We start from the raw sequence: 16983 nt of genomic DNA on the forward strand, positions 1-16983 counted from the left end.
TCAACGCCCCCGCATGCCGTCGAACACGTCGGCGAAGGCCGGCTGGTTCGAATGCTGGATGCCGGAACGCGCGGCTTCGATGACGAGCGGCAGCGGGTGGCCGTGGAGCGAGGCGATGATGATCTGCTTCACCACCTGGTAGATGGCGCCGTCGGATTCGATCACCTGGCGGGCCCGGTTGGCGAGCGGCCCGACGAAGCCGTAGGCGAGGAGAACGCCTAGGAAGGTGCCGACCAGCGCCGATCCGATCATACTGCCGAGCACGGCCGGCGGTTGATCGATCGAGCCCATCGTCTTCACCACCCCGAGCACCGCCGCGACGATGCCGAGGGCGGGCAGCGCGTCCGCCAGGCCCTGCAGCGTGTTGGCGGGGCGGATCGCGTCGTGGTGGTGGGTCTTGATGGCATTGTCCATCACCTCCTCGACCGCATGGGGATCGAGCGTTCCGGAGGAGACGACGACGAGGCGCAGCGTGTCGCAGACGAGATGGACCAGGGTCTCGTCCTGCAGCAGGCGCGGATATTCGGCGAAGACCGCGCTCGCCTTCGGATCCTCGATATGCGGTTCGACCGCCACCGGTCCGTCGGTGCGCAGCATCTTCATCAGGCGCGAGACGAGGAAGATGGTGTCGAGATAATCCTGCTTGGCGTAGCTCGGGCCCTTGAACACCTTGGCCACGCCGCGGCCCAGCGCCTTGATCTCGCGCATCGAATTGCCGGCGATGGTGGCGCCGACCGCGGCGCCGCCGATGATCATGAATTCGAACGGCAGCGCATAGGCGACGGGGCCGATATTGCCGCCGGTCGCCATGAAGCCGCCGAACACCATCACGATCACCACCAAGATGCCGACCGCTGCAAACATCCACCATCCCCGTCTTCAGGCTGCCCGGGGAACGAACATTTCCGTCCCCAGTGGGATAACGGCAGCGGGCGGGAAACTTTATGGTTAAGCCTTGTTCACCCGAAACTTAGCGCAGAAGATCGAACAGGGTGGACTGGTTGGTGCGGGCAAAGGCCGCCTGCGCCGCCTGCAGCGTCAGCTGCCGCGCCTGAAGGCGTGCGATGACCTCGACGATGTTGGCGCTTTCCATGGCGGAGCGCTCCTCGGCGATCTGCAGGCCGGACTGGGCGAGCCGCTCGACCAGCGCGTCGATGCGGCTGCCGCGCGCGCCCTGCTCGCCCCGCGCCGCGCCGATATGGCGGACCGCGGCGTCGAGCGCGTCGAGCGAGGCCGCGACCGCGGCGCGGCGGGCCTCATCGTCCGGCTCGGCCAGCGCGTCGGCGGCGCCCGTGAGGATCGCCAGGAGGTCGGTCGCGCCGGACGGGGTATCGATACCCTCGAACATCCGCGCCCGGCTCCCCACCGCCTCGATCTCGACTCCGACGCTGACCGGAATGCGCAGCGCCGCGCCGGTGGGGAATAGCGGTTCGCCGCGGCCGTCGCGGCTTTCGATCAGCGACTGCATCTCCTCCGCGATCGCCCGAAGTTCCGAAGCGATAGTGGCGCGGTTCGCGGCCGAAAGCGTGCCGTTGGAGGCGGCGAGCATCAGCTCCTTGGCCCGGTCCAGTCCGGTCGCCACGCTGCCCAGCGCCGTATCGGCGCGCGCCGACAGGGCGGCGGCATAGGTCAGGTTGCGCGACCAGGCGGCTTCGTTCGCCTGCATGCGGGCAAGGTCCGAGATGCGCGCGGAGGCCACCGGATCGTCCGAGGGCGCCTGGATGCGCTTGCCGGTCGAGATTTCGGTCTGCAGCCGCTCGATGTCGCGGGCGAGTTGCAGCTGGCGGTTGATCTCCAGGGTAAGGCCGTATCGGGTGCCGCTGATCATGGCGCTGGTCCTCAGAACAGGTCGAGAATGGTTTTGACGGTTTCGCGGGCGACCTGAATGATCTTGGCCGAGCCGTTATAGGCCTGCTGGTAGCGCAGCAGTTCGGCGGCCTCGAAATCGAGGTCGATGCCGGTCACCCTGTCGAGCGCGGCGAAGCTCTGGTCGCGCCAGCGGCCGGCGGCGGCGGCTTCGGCCTTGGCGGCGGCGAGTTGCTGCCCGTTGCCGGCGACGATGCCGGTCCAGCGGCTTTCGAAGCCGCCTTGGTCGCGCACGCCGTCCAGCGCCAGCAGATTGCCGTTCGCCCTCCCGTCGGCCGACGCGGCGGGAATCCGTTCAGGATCGGAGACCAGGACGCGAAAGCCCCCCGCCCCCGGGGCATCGACGAGCGGAATGCCGGCATCGCCATTGGCATCGCGGCCCGCCGCGGACCAGCCGTTGACGGCATCCGCGAAGTCGCGGGCGAGGGCGTCGAGCTCCGCGCGCCGGTCCGCGGTCGCGCTCGCGGCTTCGGCGAGGCCTGCGAGGCTCCCGCCGCCGATCGGCAGAGGCGACACGGCGCCCCCGGCCGAGAGCCGGAAGGCGAGCCGCCCGTCGGTGCTCGCCGTGAAACTGATGAAGCCGGCGCCGGAGGGGCCGACCAGGAAGGTACCGGTGGCGTCGGCGAGCGCCAGGGTGGCCGTGCCGTCGCCGGCGATCCGCGCCTCGATGCCGATATGCGCGGCAATGGAGTCGATCAGCCGGTCGCGCTCGTCCTCCAGCGCCGCCCGGGCGGTGCCACCCGCCGGATTCATGCGGATGCTTCCATTGACCTTGTGGAGCGCGGCCAATGCGCCGTTCACCGCGTCGACGCCGAGCTTCGCGGCTTCGGAAATCCCGCCCGTGATCCGGGAGAGGGCGTCCGCGCTGGCGCGAAACGCCGCGCCGACATCCTCGAGCGAGAGCAGCATGGCCGAGCGGCCCATCGCGTCGCCCGGATCGCCGGCCAGGCCGGTCGCGGCGTTGAAGAAGCCCGTGATCGCGCCGCCGACCGCCGCCGGCCCGTCGCCGAACGCCGCCTCGATCCGCCCCAGCCATTGCTGGCGGACCCCGGACTTCTCGGCGGCGGACAGCGCGCCCCGCGCATCGGCGGCGAGGAAGGTGTCCCAGGCACGGCCCACCGCGGCGGCGTTGACGCCGCCGAACGACATATTCTCCCGATAGATCGGGTCCGGCGCGCCGGCGTTGGTCGCCTGACGCATGACCACGGTGCGGCGGGAGAAACCGGGCGTTTCCGCATTGGCGACATTCTCGCCGATCGCGGCGAGCGCGCTGCGATAGGCGGAAACCGCCGAAGATCCGATCGACAGCAGGTCGCTCATTTGATCCGTCCTTCAAACTGCTTCAGCAGCAGCTCGGCGATGCCGAGGCTGCCCTTTTCGGCCATCGAGTCGGCGAGCCGCGCGTCCGACATGTCGCGGAACTGGTCGGCGGCGCTGCTTCCGAACAGGTCGTCGCCAAGGCTCGCCTGGCGCATCGATCCGATCATCTGGCGGACGAACACCGCCTCGAACGCCTTGGCGGCTTCCTTGAGCTGCTCGCGTTGCTCGGTCGCGCGCTGGACGGTGCCGCCGATCGCGGAGAGGGGCGCGGTCATCACAGCACCACCAGTTCGGCGCGAAGCGCGCCGGCCTGCTTCAACGCCTCCAGGATGGCGACGAGGTCGGCCGGAGAGGCGCCGATCGCGTTCACCGCCCGCACGATCTCCGACAAAGAGGCGCCGGGCGCGAAGTGGAACATGGGCGAGCGCTGCTCGACCACCTGGATGTCGCTCGACGGCTCGACCGCGGTGACCCCGCGCGAAAAGGGCGCGGGCTGGACCACGGTCGGCCGTTCCTGGACCGCGACGGTAAGCTTGCCATGGCTGACCGCGGCCGGGCTGATCCGCACCGCGCCGTTGATGACGACGGTGCCGGTGCGGGCGTTGACGATCACACGGGCGGGGGCGTCAGCCGGGTTCACCGGAATGTTCTCGATCCGCGCCATCAGCTGGCTGCGCTCGACCGCGCCGGGCGCGGCGTCGATCGCGATCGAAACGGCGTCGGTGGCGCGGGCGATCGGGCCCAAGTCCTGGTTGATCGCCTGGGCGACGCGCTGGGCGGTGGTGAGATCGGCCTCGGTGAGGTTGAAGACGAGATAGGGGGCCTCGGCGAAACCGGCGTCGACCGCCCGCTCCACCGTCGCGCCGCCTGGGATGCGGCCGGCCGAGGGCACGTTCACCGCGACCTGGCTGCCGTCCGCCGCGGCGACGCCGAGGCCGCCGACGGCGAGATTGCCCTGCGCCATCGCATAGATTTCGTTGTCGGCACCGCGCAGCGGAGCGAGCAGCAACGTGCCGCCGCGCAGCGAGCGCGCCTTGCCCATCGCCGAGACGGTGATGTCGAGCCGCTGGCCCGGCTTGGCGAAGGCGGGAAGCTCGGCCGTGATCATGACGGCGGCGGCGTTCTTGAGCGCCGGATTGACGCCCGGCGGCAAGGTGAGCCCGAACCGGGCCGCGACGCCGTTCATGCCGCGGGTGGCGTAATCGAGGCTGTCGTCACCAGTGCCAGCGAGGCCGACTACGATGCCGTAGCCGATCAGCTGGTTCGGGCGCACGCCTTGGAACGTGCCCAGATCCTTGATCCGCTGCGCCTGCGCGGTCGCAGGCGCGAAGGCGAGCAGGGCGGCGAGGGCGAGGAGGAGATGCCTGATCATCGCTGGATCCTCAGAAAGGGCTGACCATCGAGAAGAAGCGCTGCAGCCAGCCCTGGCGGCTGGCGCGGGCGATCTCGCCGGTGCCGGAATAGGAGATGTCGGCGTCCGCCACCCGAGTCGACGCGACGCGGTTGTCGGGGCCGATGTCGGCGGCGCGGACCAGGCCGGAGACGCGGATGAACTCGTCGCCGCGGTTGATGCGCACGCGCTTCTCGCCCCGCACCAGCATGGTGCCGTTGGGGAAGGTCTCGACCACGGTGACGCTGATCTCGCCCGACAGCATGTTCGACTGCGCCGCCTGGCCGCGGCCGTTGAAGGCGGAATTGCCGCCCATCGCCACCTCCGACGGATCGAAGATCGACAGCGGACCCGTGGACGGCGGCGTCAGGCCGATGCTTCCGTCGCGGCCGGTGGTGGCCGTGCTGGTCTTCTGCGCCTGGGTGCGTTCCACCAGCACGATGGTGAGCACGTCGCCCACGTTAGAGGCGCGCTGGCCGACGGTCAGCGGCGCATAATAGGAATTGGCCTGGAAGATGGCGCCGTTGGCGGGCGCGGGCGGCGGCGGCGGCGCGTAAGCCGGCCGGTGCTCGGGCGAAGGACGGCCGTTCGCCGTCAGCAGGACGGCGGCGGCGGCGAGGGCGAGGGTGCGGGTCATGGCGCTCACAGCTGCTGGTTCGCGTTGCGGAGCATCTCGTCGGTCGCCGAGATCATCTTCGAATTCACCTCATAGGCGCGCTGCGTCTCGATCATGTCGACCAGCTCCTGTACGACGTTGACGTTAGAGGCTTCGAGCGCGCCCTGGCGGATCGACCCGCGGCCTTCCATGCCGGCGGCGCCGACCTGCGCCGCGCCGCTCGCCGCCGTCTCGGCGAACAGGTTGCCGCCGAGCGCCTGCAGACCCGAGGGGTTGACGAAGCGGGCGAGCTCGATCTTGCCGAGCTCGGTCGGCTCGGTGGAGCCGGCGACCTGCGCCGAGACGGTGCCGTCGACGCCGATCGTCACCGATGTCGCGCCTTCCGGGACCTGGATGTTGGGCACCAGCGGCAAGCCGTCCGATGTGACGATCTGCCCTTCGGCCGACAGGTTGAAATTGCCGGCGCGGGTGTAGCCGGTGGAGCCGTCCGGCCGCGTCACCTGGAAGAAGCCGTCGCCTTCGATCGCGAGGTCGAGCGGATTATCGGTGGTGCTGAGCGCGCCCTGCGTGTTGACGCGGGCGGTGCCGGTCATGTGGACGCCGCTGCCGAGCGACAGGCCGACCGCATAGCGGTTCTCCGCCGAAGCGGGCGCGCCGGCGGCGGTCATGGTCTGATAGGCGAGCGTCTCGAACTGGGCGCGGTCGCGCTTGAAGCCGGTGGTGTTCACGTTCGCCAGGTTGTTGGCGATGACGCGCATCCGCGCCGACTGGGCGTCGAGCCCGGTGCGGGCGACATGGAGGGCGGCGTTGGTCATGTTCGTGTCTCCTTGCGGGCAATCAGCTTGGCAGACGCATCAGATCGGCGGCGGAGCTGTCGATCTCGCGAGCGGTGGTGATGAGCTTCAACTGCATGTCCCAGGCACGGCTCGCCTCGATCATATCGACGAGCGCCTGAGTGGCCTCGACGTTCGAGCCTTCGAGGCTGCGGGGCGTCAGGCGCGCGTCCGGGTCGGACGGGAGGGCGCCGTCGTTCGGCACCCGGAACAGCCCGTCCAGCCCCTTGAGCAGCGGCGACCCGGCGGGCGTGGCGAGTTTCAGCCGGTCGACCATCTGCGGGACGTTGGGATCGCCGCCCACCGGCACGATCCAGATCGTACCGTCGCGGTCGATGCTGATCCGGTCGGCCGGCGGGATGGTGATCGGTCCCTGCTCGCCGAGGACGGGATGCCCGTCGCCGGTGGACAGGAGGCCGGTTTCGGCCATCTGCAGGTCGCCGCGCCGCGTATAGGCTTCCTCCCCGTTGCGGGCCTGGACGGCGAGCAGGGCGTCGCCCTCGATCGCGATGTCGAGATCGCGGCCGGTTTCGGTGACCTCGCCGGAGCGCATGTCCGCGGTCAGCACCTCCTGCGAGGAGATCGCCCGCGCGGCGTGCGCGCCCCCTCCCCCCTGCACCCACAGCGCCCGCGCCGAGCTGATCTCGGCGCGAAAGCCGGTGGTGTTGGCGTTCGCGAGATTGTTCGCCGTCGCCGCCTGCCGCGCCATGGCGCCGCGCAGGGCGGAAAGGGAGGAGTGGACGAGCCTGTCCATCGGTCAGCTCCGATCAGTTCCTGAGGTTGAGGACCGACTGGGTCATCGCGTTGGCGGCTTCGATCGCCTTCGCGTTGGCCTGGAAGTTCCGCTGCGCCGAAATGAGCGACACCAGCTCTTCGGTGATGTCGACATTGGCGCGTTCGAGGTGGCCGGTATGGATGCGGCCGAAGCCTTCATCGCCGGCCGATCCGACGCGGGGTTCGCCGCTCTGGCCGGTCGCCGTCCAGCGCGCGTCGCCATGCTGCTTCAGCCCCGAGGGGTTGGAGAAGTTGGCGATGAGGAGCTTGCCGAGCGCCTGGGTCGACCCATCGGAGAAGCTGGCGGTGATGAGGCCGTCCTCGCCGATCGACATGTCGGTGAGCTTGCCCGCGGTGAAACCGTCCTGCTCGAGCGCGCCGACGCTGAACGTGCCCGCCGCCTGCTTGGTGGCGGCGCCGAAATCCATCGCGATCGCGATCGGCGAGACGGCGCCCGAGGGCTGGACGGCCCCCATCTGGACCGGACCGGCCGGCGAGGTGAGCGCCCCGGCGCCGTCGAATTCGAGCCGGATCGGCGTCGGCGTGGCCGAGCCGGGCGTGGCCGAAGCCTCTTCGTTGCCGACGAACATCCGCACTTCCCAGCTGTTCGCCGGGTCGCCGGTCGCGGTGGACTGGGTGCGGATGAAGTACAGCGTCGCCTGCTGCGGGTTGCCCGCGCTGTCGTAGACGGTCGTCTGCTGCGTGTAATTGTAGCTGTTCGGGTCCAGCCGGTCGAAGGCGTAGGGCCGGACGTCGCTGTAGACGCCGCGCTTGGCCGGCACGTCCGCGCTGGACGGCAGCGAGACCGACAGGTTCATGGCGCCCGTCGGCCGCGGCGTGCCGGACGCGATCGGGATCTGCAGGTTGCGCGCCGAGGCGAGGCCGGTCGAGGTGACGTTGCCGTCCGCGTCGACCGGCAGAACCTGCACATAGGAGCCGTTCGAATCGACGAGATAGCGCTGCGCATCGACGGCAAGCGAGCCGTTGCGGGTGAAATAGGTGCCGCCGCCGGTGAGGCTGTCGCGGGTCACGAAGAAGCCGGAGCCGCTGATCGCAAGATCGAGCTCGCGCGAGCTGCTCTCGAAGCCGCCCTGGCTGAACTGCTGCTCGATCCCCTTGAGGCGGGTGCCCTGCCCGGCCATCGAGCTCGACGCAGGCATGATGTCGCCGAAGGTGGCGCGGCTCTTCTTGAAGCCGTGCGAGCTGACGTTGGCGACGTTATTGGAGATCGTCGAAAGATCCGTCTGGGCGCCGCGAAGGCCCGAAAGCGAAGTGTAGAAGGACATTGGGTGAGTTCCTTTCCTTGGGTTCAGGCGAGGCGGATGGCCGCTTCGGGTGACAGGAGGCCGAGGCCGGTGACGAGGCGGGCGAGCCCGCCGGACGCGGGCGACTGGATGCCGCCGATCGAGGTCCAGGTGGCGAGCGCCGGCGCGGCGGCGGCGCCGTTCGCGCCGGTGGCGGTCACGACCACCCGCAGCGGGCCGGAGGCGGCGGGCTCGCCCGCCTGGTCGCGGCCGTCCCAGTTGAAGGCGATCGCGCCCCGGGCCTGGGGGCCAAGCTGCTCCGCGTGGACGATCTGTCCGTTGGCGTCGAGGAAGCTCACCGTCACCTGCGCGGCATCGGCGGCGAGTTCGATCTCGCCGGCATAGGAGCCGTCGCGCAGCGGCGTCGCCACGTCGGATTTGACCAACATCGAATGGCCGATCCAGTTGGCGGCGTCGCTGAGACGCCCGGCGTTGAGCGTCGCGGCGATGCCGGCGAGGCTCTTGTTCATCTCGGCGATGCCGGCGACCTGGCTGAACTGCGCCATCTGGGCGACCATCTGGCTGTTGTCGACCGGGTTGAACGGATCCTGGGTGGTGAGCTGCGTGGTCATCAGCCGCAGGAAATCGTTATGGTCCATCTGGCCGGCCGCCTTGCCCGCGGGTGCGGCTCCGGACGGCGCCTTGCCGGCGTTCAGGCTTGCGATCATGTTCATTGTCCGAGCCTCAAAGTGTCGAGGGTAAGGGTCTTGGCGGTCTGCAGGACCTGCACGTTGTTCTGATATTGGCGGGCGGTCTCGACCATCTCGATGAGCTCGGCCGCCGTATCGACGCCGGCTTCCCAGACGTCGCCATTCTCGTCGGCGAGCGGGTGGCCCGGCGCGTGCCGCTTGGTCGGCTCGACATGGGAGGTGACCACGCGGTCCACGGAGACGGTCGCGACGCCGGGACGGTCCTCGACGGTCCGGAAGACGGGCTTCAGCGCGCGGAACGCCTCGCGCTCGCTGCCCGACACCGATCCGGCGTTTGCGAGGTTGGACGCGGTGGTGTTCAGTCGCACGAGCTGCGCCGACATGGCGCGCCCGGCGATGTCGAACACGGAGAAGGGCTTCGACATCCTTATTCTCCCTTGAAGGCGCGCTTCAGCGTGGTGATCCGACCTTCCAGGAAGGCGAGGGTCGTGCGGTACTGGACCGCATTTTCCGCGAAGAGCGTCTGTTCGGTGGACAGTTCGACCGTGTTGCCGTCGAGCGAGGGCGTGACGGGCACGCGATAGGCCATGGCCGCGCCAGCGGCGCTGTCGGCATCGTGGCCGCGCGAGGCGAGCGCCATCGCGCGGTCGAAATCGATGTCACGCGCCTTGTAATTGGGCGTCGCGGCGTTCGCGATGTTCGACGCCAGCAGGTTGAGCCGCTGCGATCGCAGCGCCAGCGCCGTGCCGTGAATTCCGAAAAGCGACTGACCCTGGGCCATCATCTTTCCCCTAAAGTTTCGCCCCGGCATGTCGTAAATCCGACAGGCATGGGGCTGCCGACCGGTGTCACTGCAATCCCCGTGCCAGTTGTGCGTTGTTGTAGGCTTTCATCATGTCGCCTCAGGCGGCGGCGCGTCTGGCGGAGCGGCAGGGAATGGCCGGACCGTCGGGGAGTCGACGCGCCGCCGCCGGTCCGTCCCGGTTGCGGGAGCGGCGGGGCGCCGGAAGCTTGGCACGACCATTGCTTTGTCCGCATGCAAACGGATGGAGCCATGGACATGATGCCAATTTTCCGACGCCTCGCCGCCTTGCCGCTGCTGACGGTGCCGCTGCTGACGGCCGCGCCCGCCGGGGCGCAGACCTTCGAGGATGTGGGCCGGCTGGAGGCGCGCGTCGCCGCCGCTCTGGGCGCCGGCATCGGCGAGCCCGGCGGGCCGGCGGCGCCGATCGACCGCCGACTGCGGCTCGCCGCCTGCCCCAGCCCGGCCACCATCGACGCGCCCGCGATGGGCGCGGTGGCGGTGCGCTGCGAGGCACTCGGCTGGCGGATCCGCGTGCCGCTGGTGCGCGGCGCTGGGAATCAGGCGCCGGCCCGTGCGCAGGGGCAGCTGCAGGTCGCGCGCGCCGAGCCGCTGATCCGCCGCGGCGACCAGGTCGAGGTGGTGGCGCTTGCCGCCGGCTTTTCGGTCAGCACCAGCGGCATCGCCGACCAAGACGGCGCGCCGGGGGACCGCATCCGCGTCCGCACCGAACAGCGCCGCGGCACGCCGATGATCGGCGAAGTGCTGCCCGACGGACGGGTCGCGCTGCCGGGATTTAACTGATCGTGAAATCTGCCGTTATAGGCTTTGCCGGCACCATCCGACCTGCCGGCATTCGGGAAAGGACGTGAGATGATCGACGGAGTTGGAAAAAGCGCGGCGACCGGGCGGGTGGAGATTTCCCGCGCCTCGGTGGAGCGCAACGCGCCCGTCGCGCGGACCGGCGACGCCGTCGAAGGCGGCAAGGCGCGCGGGCCCTCCAGCGCGGTCGCCGATCTCGTCTCCTCAGGCCCGCCCGTCGACGCCGCCAAGGTCGCGGCGATCAAGGCGGCGATCGCGTCCGGCAATTATCCGGTCGACCCCGACAAGATCGCCGAGCGCATGATCGCGCTCGACCTGCCCGACCGCGGCTGACCGTGTCGCCGCTCGACCGTCTGGAAGCCGCGCACGAGGCCCTGATCAGCGCCCTCGACGACGGCGACGCGGCCGCGCTCGACTTCGCGTCCGCCGAGCTACGCGCCGCCGCCCGCGCGGCCGAAGGCTACCGCCCCGCCGCGACCGAACTCGGCCAGGCGATCCGCATCGCCGCGATGGGCGAGGCCGCCCAGGGCCGCGTCAATTTTCTGACGGAAGCCAATGCCCGCCGCGTCGGCGCCCTCGCCGCCGCGCGCGGCGACCAGCGCGTCGCCCTCTACGGCCGCCAGGGGAAATAAGCCCCGCCGCCAACTGGCACGCTCCTTGCTCCTCCACCTCCGAAAGGAATGGGGAGCGTCATGTTTCCGACGACGATCAACGAAGCGGCAAATGGAGTGCGCGACCGCGTGCGCGGCGCCATTCAGCTCGCCTCCGCGCGCACCGGCGTCGACTTCACCTACCTGTTCAACCAGGCCCGCATCGAAAGCGGCCTCAATCCCAATGCGAAGGCCCCCACCTCGAGCGCGACGGGCCTGTTCCAGTTCATCGAGCAGACCTGGCTCGCCACCGTGAAGAAGCATGGCGACGCGCACGGCCTGGGCTGGGCGGCGGACGCGATCCGGCAGGCGCCGAACGGCCGCTTCTTCATCGCCGATCCGGCCGCGCGCCGCGAAATCCTGGACCTGCGCCGCGACCCGGCCGCCGCATCTGCGATGGCCGCCGAATTCGCATCCGACAACCAGTCCTTCCTGGAGCGGCGGCTCGGCCGCGGCGCCGACTCGACCGACCTCTACATGGCCCATTTCCTGGGCCCCGCCGGCGCCGCCCGCTTCCTGGCCGCCCATGACAATGATCCGCACGCGCCGGCCGCCCCGGCGATGCCGGCCGCGGCGCGCGCGAACCGCTGGGTGTTCTACAATCGCGACGGGTCGCCGCGCAGCTTCGCCCAGATCCGCGAGCGCTTCGCCGAGAAGATGGGGAGCGACGGCGCGCCCCTCCCCTCCCGCGCGCCACGCCCCGATCCGGTCGCGCCGGTCCGTTTCGCCACGCTCAACACCGACGGCCGCCCGCCCGCGGGCCCGTCACCCCAATATGCGCGCCTCGCTTACCTGATGCTCGCCCAGCTCGGAGGCTGACCGAATGACCGCCGCAAGAAGCCAGATCATCGGCGCCGGCAAGAGCGTGATCCTGCCCTTCGCCATCCTCGCGATGGTGATGCTGCTCGTCGTGCCGATGCCCGCCACCGTGCTCGACATCGGCTTCATCGCCAACATCATGATCGCGCTCGCGGTGCTGATGGTGGCGCTGAACGTCGCCAAGCCGCTCGATTTCTCCTCCTTCCCGACGGTGCTGCTGTTCGCGACGCTCCTGAGGCTCGCGCTCAACGTCGCCTCGACCCGGGTGGTGCTGGTCGACGGCCACCAGGGCGCGGCGGCGGCCGGCCATGTGATCGAGGCGTTCGGAAGCTTCCTGATCGGCGGCGACTATGCGGTCGGCATCTTCGTCTTCGCGATCCTGATGATCATCAACCTCGTCGTCATCACCAAGGGCGCGGGGCGCGTGTCCGAAGTGTCGGCCCGCTTCACGCTCGACGCCATGCCCGGCAAGCAGATGGCGATCGACGCCGATCTCAACGCGGGCCTGCTGACCCCGGACGAAGCCAAGGCCCGTCGCCAGGAAGTGGCGACCGAGGCCGATTTCTACGGTTCGATGGACGGCGCGTCCAAGTTCGTGAAGGGCGACGCCGTCGCCGGCGTCCTCATCCTCGTCGTCAATATCCTGGGCGGCCTCATCCTCGGCACCGTCAGCCACGGCATGTCGATCGGCGACGCCGCCTCGGTCTACGTGCTGCTCGCCATCGGCGATGCGCTGGTCGCGCAGATCCCGGCCCTGCTGCTGTCGATCGCCGCCGCCTCGATCGTCACCCGCGTCAATTCGCCCTTCGACCTGTCCGGCCAGATCGCCAGCCAGTTCGGCGCGTCCAGGGCGTGGATCCCGGTCGCCGCCATCCTTTTCTTCCTGGGTCTTCTGCCCGGCATGCCGCAGTCGGTGATCCTTCCGGCCGCCGCCGTCGCCGCCACCATCGCGTGGAAGCTACGCAAGAGCGAGGCCGCCAAGGCCGCCGCCGAAGCGGCGCCCCAGCCGGAAGCGGCCCCCTCCCCGCACATGATCGGCTGGGACGAGGTCAGCGACGACGCGGCGCTCAGCCTCGAGCTCGGCTTCGGCCTCATCGGCCTCGTCGACGAGCGCAAGGGCGCGCCGCTGATGGCGCGGATCACCGGCATCCGCCGCCAGCTGTCGCGCGAGCTCGGCTTCGTCATCCCGATGGTGCGGGTGCGCGACGATCTGTCGCTCGGCGCCAATTCCTATCGGATCAGCGTCGGCGGCGTCGTTCATGGCGAGGACGAGATCTGGCCCGAGGACCTGCTGGCGCTGGATTCGGGCGAGCTGCTCGCCACCGTCGACGGGCGTCCCGCCAAGGACCCGACCTTCGGTCTCGACGCGGTCTGGATCGATCCGTCCAGGCGCGCCGAGGCGGTGGTCGCCGGCTATACCGTCGTCGATCCCGCGACCGTCGTCGCGACCCACCTCAATCAGATCGTCCAGTCCGCCGCGGCCGAGCTGTTCGGCATGGACGAGACCCAGAAGCTGCTCGACGCGCTGAAGGAAAGCGCGCCGCAGCTCGTCGCGGGCCTGACGCCGCAGCCGCTGCCGCTCGCCTCCATCGCCGCGCTGTGCCGGTCGCTGCTGTCCGAAGGCGTGCCGCTCAAGGACTTCCGCCGCATCGCCGAAGCAATGGTGGACGCCGCGCGCGAGGAAAATGATCCGGTGCAGCTCGTCGAGGCGGTCCGCCAGCGGATCGGCGCCCTCATCGTCCAGACTATGGTGCCGGTGAAGATGCCGCTGCCGGTCGTGACGCTCGACAACGGGCTCGAGACCCTCCTCAACCAGGCCGTCCGCACAGGCCGCGATGCCGTCCACCCGATCGAGCCCGGTCTCGGGCAGAAGATCGTGCAGGCGGTCGGCGAGGTCACCGGGCCGCTGCTCGGCCAGGGCCGGCGCTTCGCGGTCGTCACCTCGCCGGTCGCCCGGCGTGCGCTGTCGCGCCTGCTCGCGCCGCACCTGCCGGACGTTCCCGTCCTGTCCTTCCTCGAAATCCCCGACGGCAAGCCCGTCGAGGTCGTCGCCATCGTCGGCGGCGAAGCCCAACAGCCGCTCTTGCAAACGGAGGTCGCCGCGTGAACTTTTCGTCTGACCGCAACGCCCGTGTCATCGTCGTCGCCAGCGGCAAGGGGGGCGTCGGCAAGACCGCGATCAGCGTCAACCTGGCCGTTGCCCTGGCCCGGCTGGGGCGGCGTACGATGCTGGTCGACCACGATCTCGGCACCGCCAACGCCAACATTCTGCTCGGCATCGACGCCGAAACCGGCGTCGCCGACATCCTGACGCGCGACTGCGGCGCCGACGAGGTGCTGCGCATGGGTCCCGGCGGCATCGCCTTCCTTCCCGGCCACAGCGGCACCGCCTACGGCACCAGCCTGTCCGCGGCCGACCGCCGCCACATGGCGGGATCGCTGCGGCCGTTCGCGGGCAAATATGACGACATCGTCGTCGATACCGGCTCCGGCATCGCGGCGGGCACGCTGACGACCGTCGCCGCGTCCGACCTCGTCCTGCTGGTGCTCGGCGACGAGCCCACCGCCTTCATGGACGCCTATGCGATGGCGAAGTCGCTGTCGCTGCGCCACGGCTGCACCGATCTGGCGGTGGTCTGCAACATGGTCGCCGACGACGCGTCGGGCCGCGCTTTGTTCGACCGGTTCCGCGACGTGGCCGGCCGGTTCCTGCCGGTCCGCCTCAGCCTGCTCGGATCGATCCCGGACGACCATCACGTCCGCGCTTCGGTCTACGCCAAGAAGTGCTGCGTCGAAGCCTATCCTCATTCGCGCGCCAGCGCGGCCTTCGCGCGCCTCGCCCGGTCCCTGTCGGGCCGGGCGCTGGCGCCGATGCCGGGCGGCGACCGCTTCTTCGGCATGGAGGTCGCCTGTGGCGCTCATTGACCCGGACCAGTCCTTCAACACCTACACCCGCCGGCCCGCCCGCGCGGCGCCGGAGGATCTGGTGCGCGCCCACATGCCGCTGGTCCGCAAGATCGCCTGGCACGTGCACGGCCGCGTCGCATCGACGATCGAGGTGGAGGACCTGGTCCAGATCGGCATGGTGGCGCTGGTCGAGGCGGCGGGCGCGTTCGAGGACCGGGGGCATGCCTTCGCGACCTACGCCACTTTGCGCATCCGCGGTGCGATGATCGATCATCTCCGCCGCCAGGCGTCGATCTGCCGGTCCGCCATGGCGCGCCGGCGCGAGCTCGCCGCCGTTCGCGCCCGGCTCGAGGCGCGGCTGGGCCGCGCCGCTGCGGACGCCGAGATGGCCGACGAAATGGGCCTGTCCGCCGCCGACTATCGGCAGATGGTGGACGACAGCCAGTCGGTCCGCGAGGAATCGATCGACGAGGTCTATTCCGAACATTCGATGTGGTTCGCCGATGTCGAGGAGCGCGCCGACGACGCGCTGGAGCGCGAGGGGCTGAAGGCCGCCATCGCCGCCGGCATACGCGGCCTTCCCGAACGCGACGCGATGGTGCTGCAGCTCTATTTCGTCGAGGAGATGAACCTGGAGGAAATCGGGCAGACGCTGGGCGTCGGGGCGGCGCGGATCTGCCAGATCAAGAAAAGCGCGCTCGACAAGCTGCGCAAGTCGCTGGCCGACTGGGCCTGACTTCCCCGGGCGCGCGGAGCGCCGCGCAAACGGAAAAGGCCCGACGCGATCGCTCGCGCCGGGCCTCTTCGATGCTGCCGCTCGGGATTAGCGGAGCAGGCTCATCACGCCCTGCTGGCTCTGATTGGCCTGGGCCAGCATCGCCTGCGAGGCCTGGCTCAGGATCTGCGCCTTGGCGAGCTGGGTCGTCTCGGCCGAGAAGTCGGCGTCCTCGATCCGCGACCGGGCGTCGCTGAGGTTGGTGATGTTGTTGGTGAGGTTGTTCACCACCGATTCCAGCCGGCTCTGCGAAGCGCCGAGATTGGCCCGGGTCGTGGCGACGCTCTCGAGCGCCGTGGTGAGAGTGGCGAGCGCGCCGGTGGCGTCGTCGGTGAGGTCGACATCGTCGATGCCGAGGTCGAGCTCGGACAGCGAGATCGTGACGGTGTCGCTGGCGTCGGCACCGGTCTGGATCGTCACGTCGGCGGCGTTGGAGGAGAACAGCTCGACACCGTTGAACTTGGTGTTGAGCAGGACGTCGCCGATCTGCTCCTTCAGCTGCGCGACTTCGACCTGGATGTTCGCCTTGTCGTTGTCGGAATAGGTGCCGCTCGACGCCTGCACCGCCAGCTCGCGGACGCGCTGCAGCATGTTGGTGACTTCGTTCAGCGCGCCTTCGGCGGTCTGCGCCAGCGAGATGCCGTCGTTCGAGTTGCGGACCGCCTGGCTCATGCCGCGGATCTGCGAGGTCATCGACGAGGAGATGGCGAGGCCGGCCGCGTCGTCCTTGGCCGAGTTGATGCGCTTGCCGGTGGAGAGACGCTCCATCGCGGTCTGCAGGGCCTGGTTGGCGACCCGGCTGCCGTTCTGGGCGCGGAGGGCAGAAGTGTTCGTGTTGATAACGGTCATCGTGAATTCCTTTCCCGCTCGAGGCCGCCGGGGTCATCCCAAGCCTGCCACGATTGCAGTAACGGCCTCGCCGCGCGGACCTTTAATCTGAATTTTTCGGGGTGTCGGTTTTCCGGCACCAAAGGGTCGGCGCTTTGACGCGCACGTATAGGCGCGCGCGCATAGTCTTGTTTCCAGGGCTTTATTCCCGTGTGGCACGGCTCTTGCTGATCCTCACGCGCCGCCGCGGCGGCATGAGGAGGTTCGAACATGAGCAGCATCGATCCCAGCCGCCTGCTCGCGATGCGCGCGGCGATCCTGGAACAGAACAGCGCCCTGCAGCGCGCCGCCGGACTGACGCCGGGCGGCGGCATCGACGGCGCCGCTCCGGCCGGCGGCGCGAAGGAGGGCGGCTTCACAGACGCGCTCCGCAGCGCGCTTGCCAGCGTCAACGATCTCCAGTCCGAAGCCTCCACCGCCACCGAGGCCTATGAGCGCGGCGAAAGCACCGACATCGCGTCGGTGATGCTCGCCCGTCAGAAGGCATCGATCGGCTTCGAGGCGACCCTCCAGGTGAGGAACAAGCTCCTCACCGCCTACAAAGACATCATGAGCATGCCGGTCTGA

The 16983-nt window shown here is 69.7% G+C and carries 21 protein-coding genes; 8 read left to right on the plus strand and 13 right to left on the minus strand.

What is annotated here, in order from left to right:
- The 12 genes from motA to flgB form a co-directional block, all read right to left on the minus strand.
- Entirely contained in the window at positions 1-864 is an 864-nt protein-coding gene (gene motA, locus ACK4K7_RS06945) for a flagellar motor stator protein MotA (protein WP_431864652.1), read from the minus strand.
- Positions 865-970: 106 nt separating this feature from the next.
- On the minus strand, positions 971-1828 hold the full coding sequence (locus ACK4K7_RS06950) for a flagellin (protein WP_431864654.1): 858 nt from the start codon (positions 1826-1828) through the stop codon (positions 971-973).
- An 11-nt stretch (positions 1829-1839) separates the two neighbouring features.
- Positions 1840-3186 (minus strand): flagellar hook-associated protein FlgK, encoded by a 1347-nt coding sequence (gene flgK, locus ACK4K7_RS06955; RefSeq protein ID WP_431864655.1) that lies wholly within the window; start codon positions 3184-3186, stop codon positions 1840-1842.
- The gene (locus ACK4K7_RS06960; protein ID WP_431864656.1) at positions 3183-3461 is read right to left on the minus strand and encodes a rod-binding protein; all 279 of its coding nucleotides are present in this window, start codon (positions 3459-3461) and stop codon (positions 3183-3185) included. The genes flgK and ACK4K7_RS06960 overlap by 4 nt, the downstream gene beginning before the upstream one ends.
- Positions 3461-4558: a flagellar basal body P-ring protein FlgI gene (locus ACK4K7_RS06965; protein ID WP_431864658.1), complete on the minus strand. Its 1098-nt coding sequence runs from the start codon at positions 4556-4558 to the stop codon at positions 3461-3463. The genes ACK4K7_RS06960 and ACK4K7_RS06965 overlap by 1 nt, the downstream gene beginning before the upstream one ends.
- Before the next feature lie 10 nt (positions 4559-4568).
- Entirely contained in the window at positions 4569-5213 is a 645-nt protein-coding gene (locus ACK4K7_RS06970) for a flagellar basal body L-ring protein FlgH (RefSeq protein ID WP_431864912.1), read from the minus strand.
- A gap of 5 nt (positions 5214-5218) precedes the next feature.
- A complete protein-coding gene (gene flgG, locus ACK4K7_RS06975) occupies positions 5219-6007 on the minus strand; it encodes a flagellar basal-body rod protein FlgG (RefSeq protein ID WP_431864660.1) in 789 nt (262 codons plus the stop codon).
- A 22-nt stretch (positions 6008-6029) separates the two neighbouring features.
- Positions 6030-6779 (minus strand): flagellar basal body rod protein FlgF, encoded by a 750-nt coding sequence (locus ACK4K7_RS06980; RefSeq protein ID WP_431864662.1) that lies wholly within the window; start codon positions 6777-6779, stop codon positions 6030-6032.
- A 13-nt stretch (positions 6780-6792) separates the two neighbouring features.
- Positions 6793-8085, minus strand: coding sequence for a flagellar hook protein FlgE (locus ACK4K7_RS06985; protein ID WP_431864664.1), 1293 nt, complete (start codon positions 8083-8085; stop codon positions 6793-6795).
- A gap of 23 nt (positions 8086-8108) precedes the next feature.
- Positions 8109-8777: a flagellar hook assembly protein FlgD gene (locus ACK4K7_RS06990; RefSeq protein ID WP_431864666.1), complete on the minus strand. Its 669-nt coding sequence runs from the start codon at positions 8775-8777 to the stop codon at positions 8109-8111.
- A complete protein-coding gene (gene flgC / locus ACK4K7_RS06995; RefSeq protein WP_431864668.1) occupies positions 8774-9178 on the minus strand; it encodes a flagellar basal body rod protein FlgC in 405 nt (134 codons plus the stop codon). The genes ACK4K7_RS06990 and flgC overlap by 4 nt, the downstream gene beginning before the upstream one ends.
- Positions 9179-9180: 2 nt before the next feature.
- Complete coding sequence (flgB, locus tag ACK4K7_RS07000) at positions 9181-9534, minus strand: flagellar basal body rod protein FlgB (protein WP_431864914.1); 354 nt, start codon at positions 9532-9534, stop codon at positions 9181-9183.
- Between the two features lie 279 nt (positions 9535-9813).
- On the opposite strand from flgB, the gene ACK4K7_RS07005 reads away from it, so the two are divergent.
- The 7 genes from ACK4K7_RS07005 (at position 9814) to ACK4K7_RS07035 (ending at position 15489) form a co-directional block, all read left to right on the plus strand.
- Positions 9814-10359, plus strand: a complete 546-nt coding sequence (locus tag ACK4K7_RS07005; protein WP_431864670.1) for a flagella basal body P-ring formation protein FlgA — start codon at positions 9814-9816, stop codon at positions 10357-10359.
- A 69-nt stretch (positions 10360-10428) separates the two neighbouring features.
- Positions 10429-10710 carry a flagellar biosynthesis anti-sigma factor FlgM gene (gene flgM, locus ACK4K7_RS07010; RefSeq protein ID WP_431864671.1) on the plus strand — a complete coding sequence of 94 codons (282 nt, stop codon included), beginning with the start codon at positions 10429-10431 and terminating at the stop codon, positions 10708-10710.
- A gap of 2 nt (positions 10711-10712) precedes the next feature.
- Positions 10713-11009, plus strand: coding sequence for a hypothetical protein (locus ACK4K7_RS07015; RefSeq protein WP_431864673.1), 297 nt, complete (start codon positions 10713-10715; stop codon positions 11007-11009).
- Positions 11010-11069: 60 nt separating this feature from the next.
- Entirely contained in the window at positions 11070-11846 is a 777-nt protein-coding gene (locus tag ACK4K7_RS07020) for a transglycosylase SLT domain-containing protein (protein ID WP_431864675.1), read from the plus strand.
- A gap of 4 nt (positions 11847-11850) precedes the next feature.
- Entirely contained in the window at positions 11851-13953 is a 2103-nt protein-coding gene (gene flhA, locus ACK4K7_RS07025) for a flagellar biosynthesis protein FlhA (RefSeq protein WP_431864677.1), read from the plus strand.
- Complete coding sequence (locus ACK4K7_RS07030; RefSeq protein WP_431864678.1) at positions 13950-14771, plus strand: AAA family ATPase; 822 nt, start codon at positions 13950-13952, stop codon at positions 14769-14771. The genes flhA and ACK4K7_RS07030 overlap by 4 nt, the downstream gene beginning before the upstream one ends.
- Positions 14767-15489, plus strand: coding sequence for a sigma-70 family RNA polymerase sigma factor (locus tag ACK4K7_RS07035; protein ID WP_431864916.1), 723 nt, complete (start codon positions 14767-14769; stop codon positions 15487-15489). The genes ACK4K7_RS07030 and ACK4K7_RS07035 overlap by 5 nt, the downstream gene beginning before the upstream one ends.
- Positions 15490-15576: 87 nt before the next feature.
- On the opposite strand, the gene ACK4K7_RS07040 is transcribed toward ACK4K7_RS07035, so the two are convergent.
- Positions 15577-16377 (minus strand): flagellin, encoded by an 801-nt coding sequence (locus ACK4K7_RS07040; protein WP_431864680.1) that lies wholly within the window; start codon positions 16375-16377, stop codon positions 15577-15579.
- A 249-nt stretch (positions 16378-16626) separates the two neighbouring features.
- On the opposite strand from ACK4K7_RS07040, the gene fliE reads away from it, so the two are divergent.
- The gene (fliE, locus tag ACK4K7_RS07045; RefSeq protein WP_431864682.1) at positions 16627-16983 is read left to right on the plus strand and encodes a flagellar hook-basal body complex protein FliE; all 357 of its coding nucleotides are present in this window, start codon (positions 16627-16629) and stop codon (positions 16981-16983) included.

The organism is Allosphingosinicella sp. (assembly GCF_046295735.1).
Classification (GTDB): domain Bacteria; phylum Pseudomonadota; class Alphaproteobacteria; order Sphingomonadales; family Sphingomonadaceae; genus Allosphingosinicella.

What these genes read in the sequence shown, in the direction of transcription:
- motA (WP_431864652.1), bottom strand. Translation starts at nt 864, where the DNA reads ATGTTTGCAGCGGTCGGCATCTTGGTGGTGATCGTGATGGTGTTCGGC.
- ACK4K7_RS06985 (WP_431864664.1), bottom strand. Translation starts at nt 8,085, where the DNA reads ATGTCCTTCTACACTTCGCTTTCGGGCCTTCGCGGCGCCCAGACGGAT.
- ACK4K7_RS07040 (WP_431864680.1), bottom strand. Translation starts at nt 16,377, where the DNA reads ATGACCGTTATCAACACGAACACTTCTGCCCTCCGCGCCCAGAACGGC.
- flgG (WP_431864660.1), bottom strand. Translation starts at nt 6,007, where the DNA reads ATGACCAACGCCGCCCTCCATGTCGCCCGCACCGGGCTCGACGCCCAG.
- ACK4K7_RS06990 (WP_431864666.1), bottom strand. Translation starts at nt 8,777, where the DNA reads ATGAACATGATCGCAAGCCTGAACGCCGGCAAGGCGCCGTCCGGAGCC.
- fliE (WP_431864682.1), top strand. Translation starts at nt 16,627, where the DNA reads ATGAGCAGCATCGATCCCAGCCGCCTGCTCGCGATGCGCGCGGCGATC.
- flgK (WP_431864655.1), bottom strand. Translation starts at nt 3,186, where the DNA reads ATGAGCGACCTGCTGTCGATCGGATCTTCGGCGGTTTCCGCCTATCGC.
- ACK4K7_RS07020 (WP_431864675.1), top strand. Translation starts at nt 11,070, where the DNA reads ATGTTTCCGACGACGATCAACGAAGCGGCAAATGGAGTGCGCGACCGC.
- ACK4K7_RS06970 (WP_431864912.1), bottom strand. Translation starts at nt 5,213, where the DNA reads ATGACCCGCACCCTCGCCCTCGCCGCCGCCGCCGTCCTGCTGACGGCG.
- flgB (WP_431864914.1), bottom strand. Translation starts at nt 9,534, where the DNA reads ATGGCCCAGGGTCAGTCGCTTTTCGGAATTCACGGCACGGCGCTGGCG.
- ACK4K7_RS06980 (WP_431864662.1), bottom strand. Translation starts at nt 6,779, where the DNA reads ATGGACAGGCTCGTCCACTCCTCCCTTTCCGCCCTGCGCGGCGCCATG.
- flhA (WP_431864677.1), top strand. Translation starts at nt 11,851, where the DNA reads ATGACCGCCGCAAGAAGCCAGATCATCGGCGCCGGCAAGAGCGTGATC.
- ACK4K7_RS06965 (WP_431864658.1), bottom strand. Translation starts at nt 4,558, where the DNA reads ATGATCAGGCATCTCCTCCTCGCCCTCGCCGCCCTGCTCGCCTTCGCG.
- flgM (WP_431864671.1), top strand. Translation starts at nt 10,429, where the DNA reads ATGATCGACGGAGTTGGAAAAAGCGCGGCGACCGGGCGGGTGGAGATT.
- ACK4K7_RS07005 (WP_431864670.1), top strand. Translation starts at nt 9,814, where the DNA reads ATGATGCCAATTTTCCGACGCCTCGCCGCCTTGCCGCTGCTGACGGTG.
- flgC (WP_431864668.1), bottom strand. Translation starts at nt 9,178, where the DNA reads ATGTCGAAGCCCTTCTCCGTGTTCGACATCGCCGGGCGCGCCATGTCG.
- ACK4K7_RS06960 (WP_431864656.1), bottom strand. Translation starts at nt 3,461, where the DNA reads ATGACCGCGCCCCTCTCCGCGATCGGCGGCACCGTCCAGCGCGCGACC.
- ACK4K7_RS06950 (WP_431864654.1), bottom strand. Translation starts at nt 1,828, where the DNA reads ATGATCAGCGGCACCCGATACGGCCTTACCCTGGAGATCAACCGCCAG.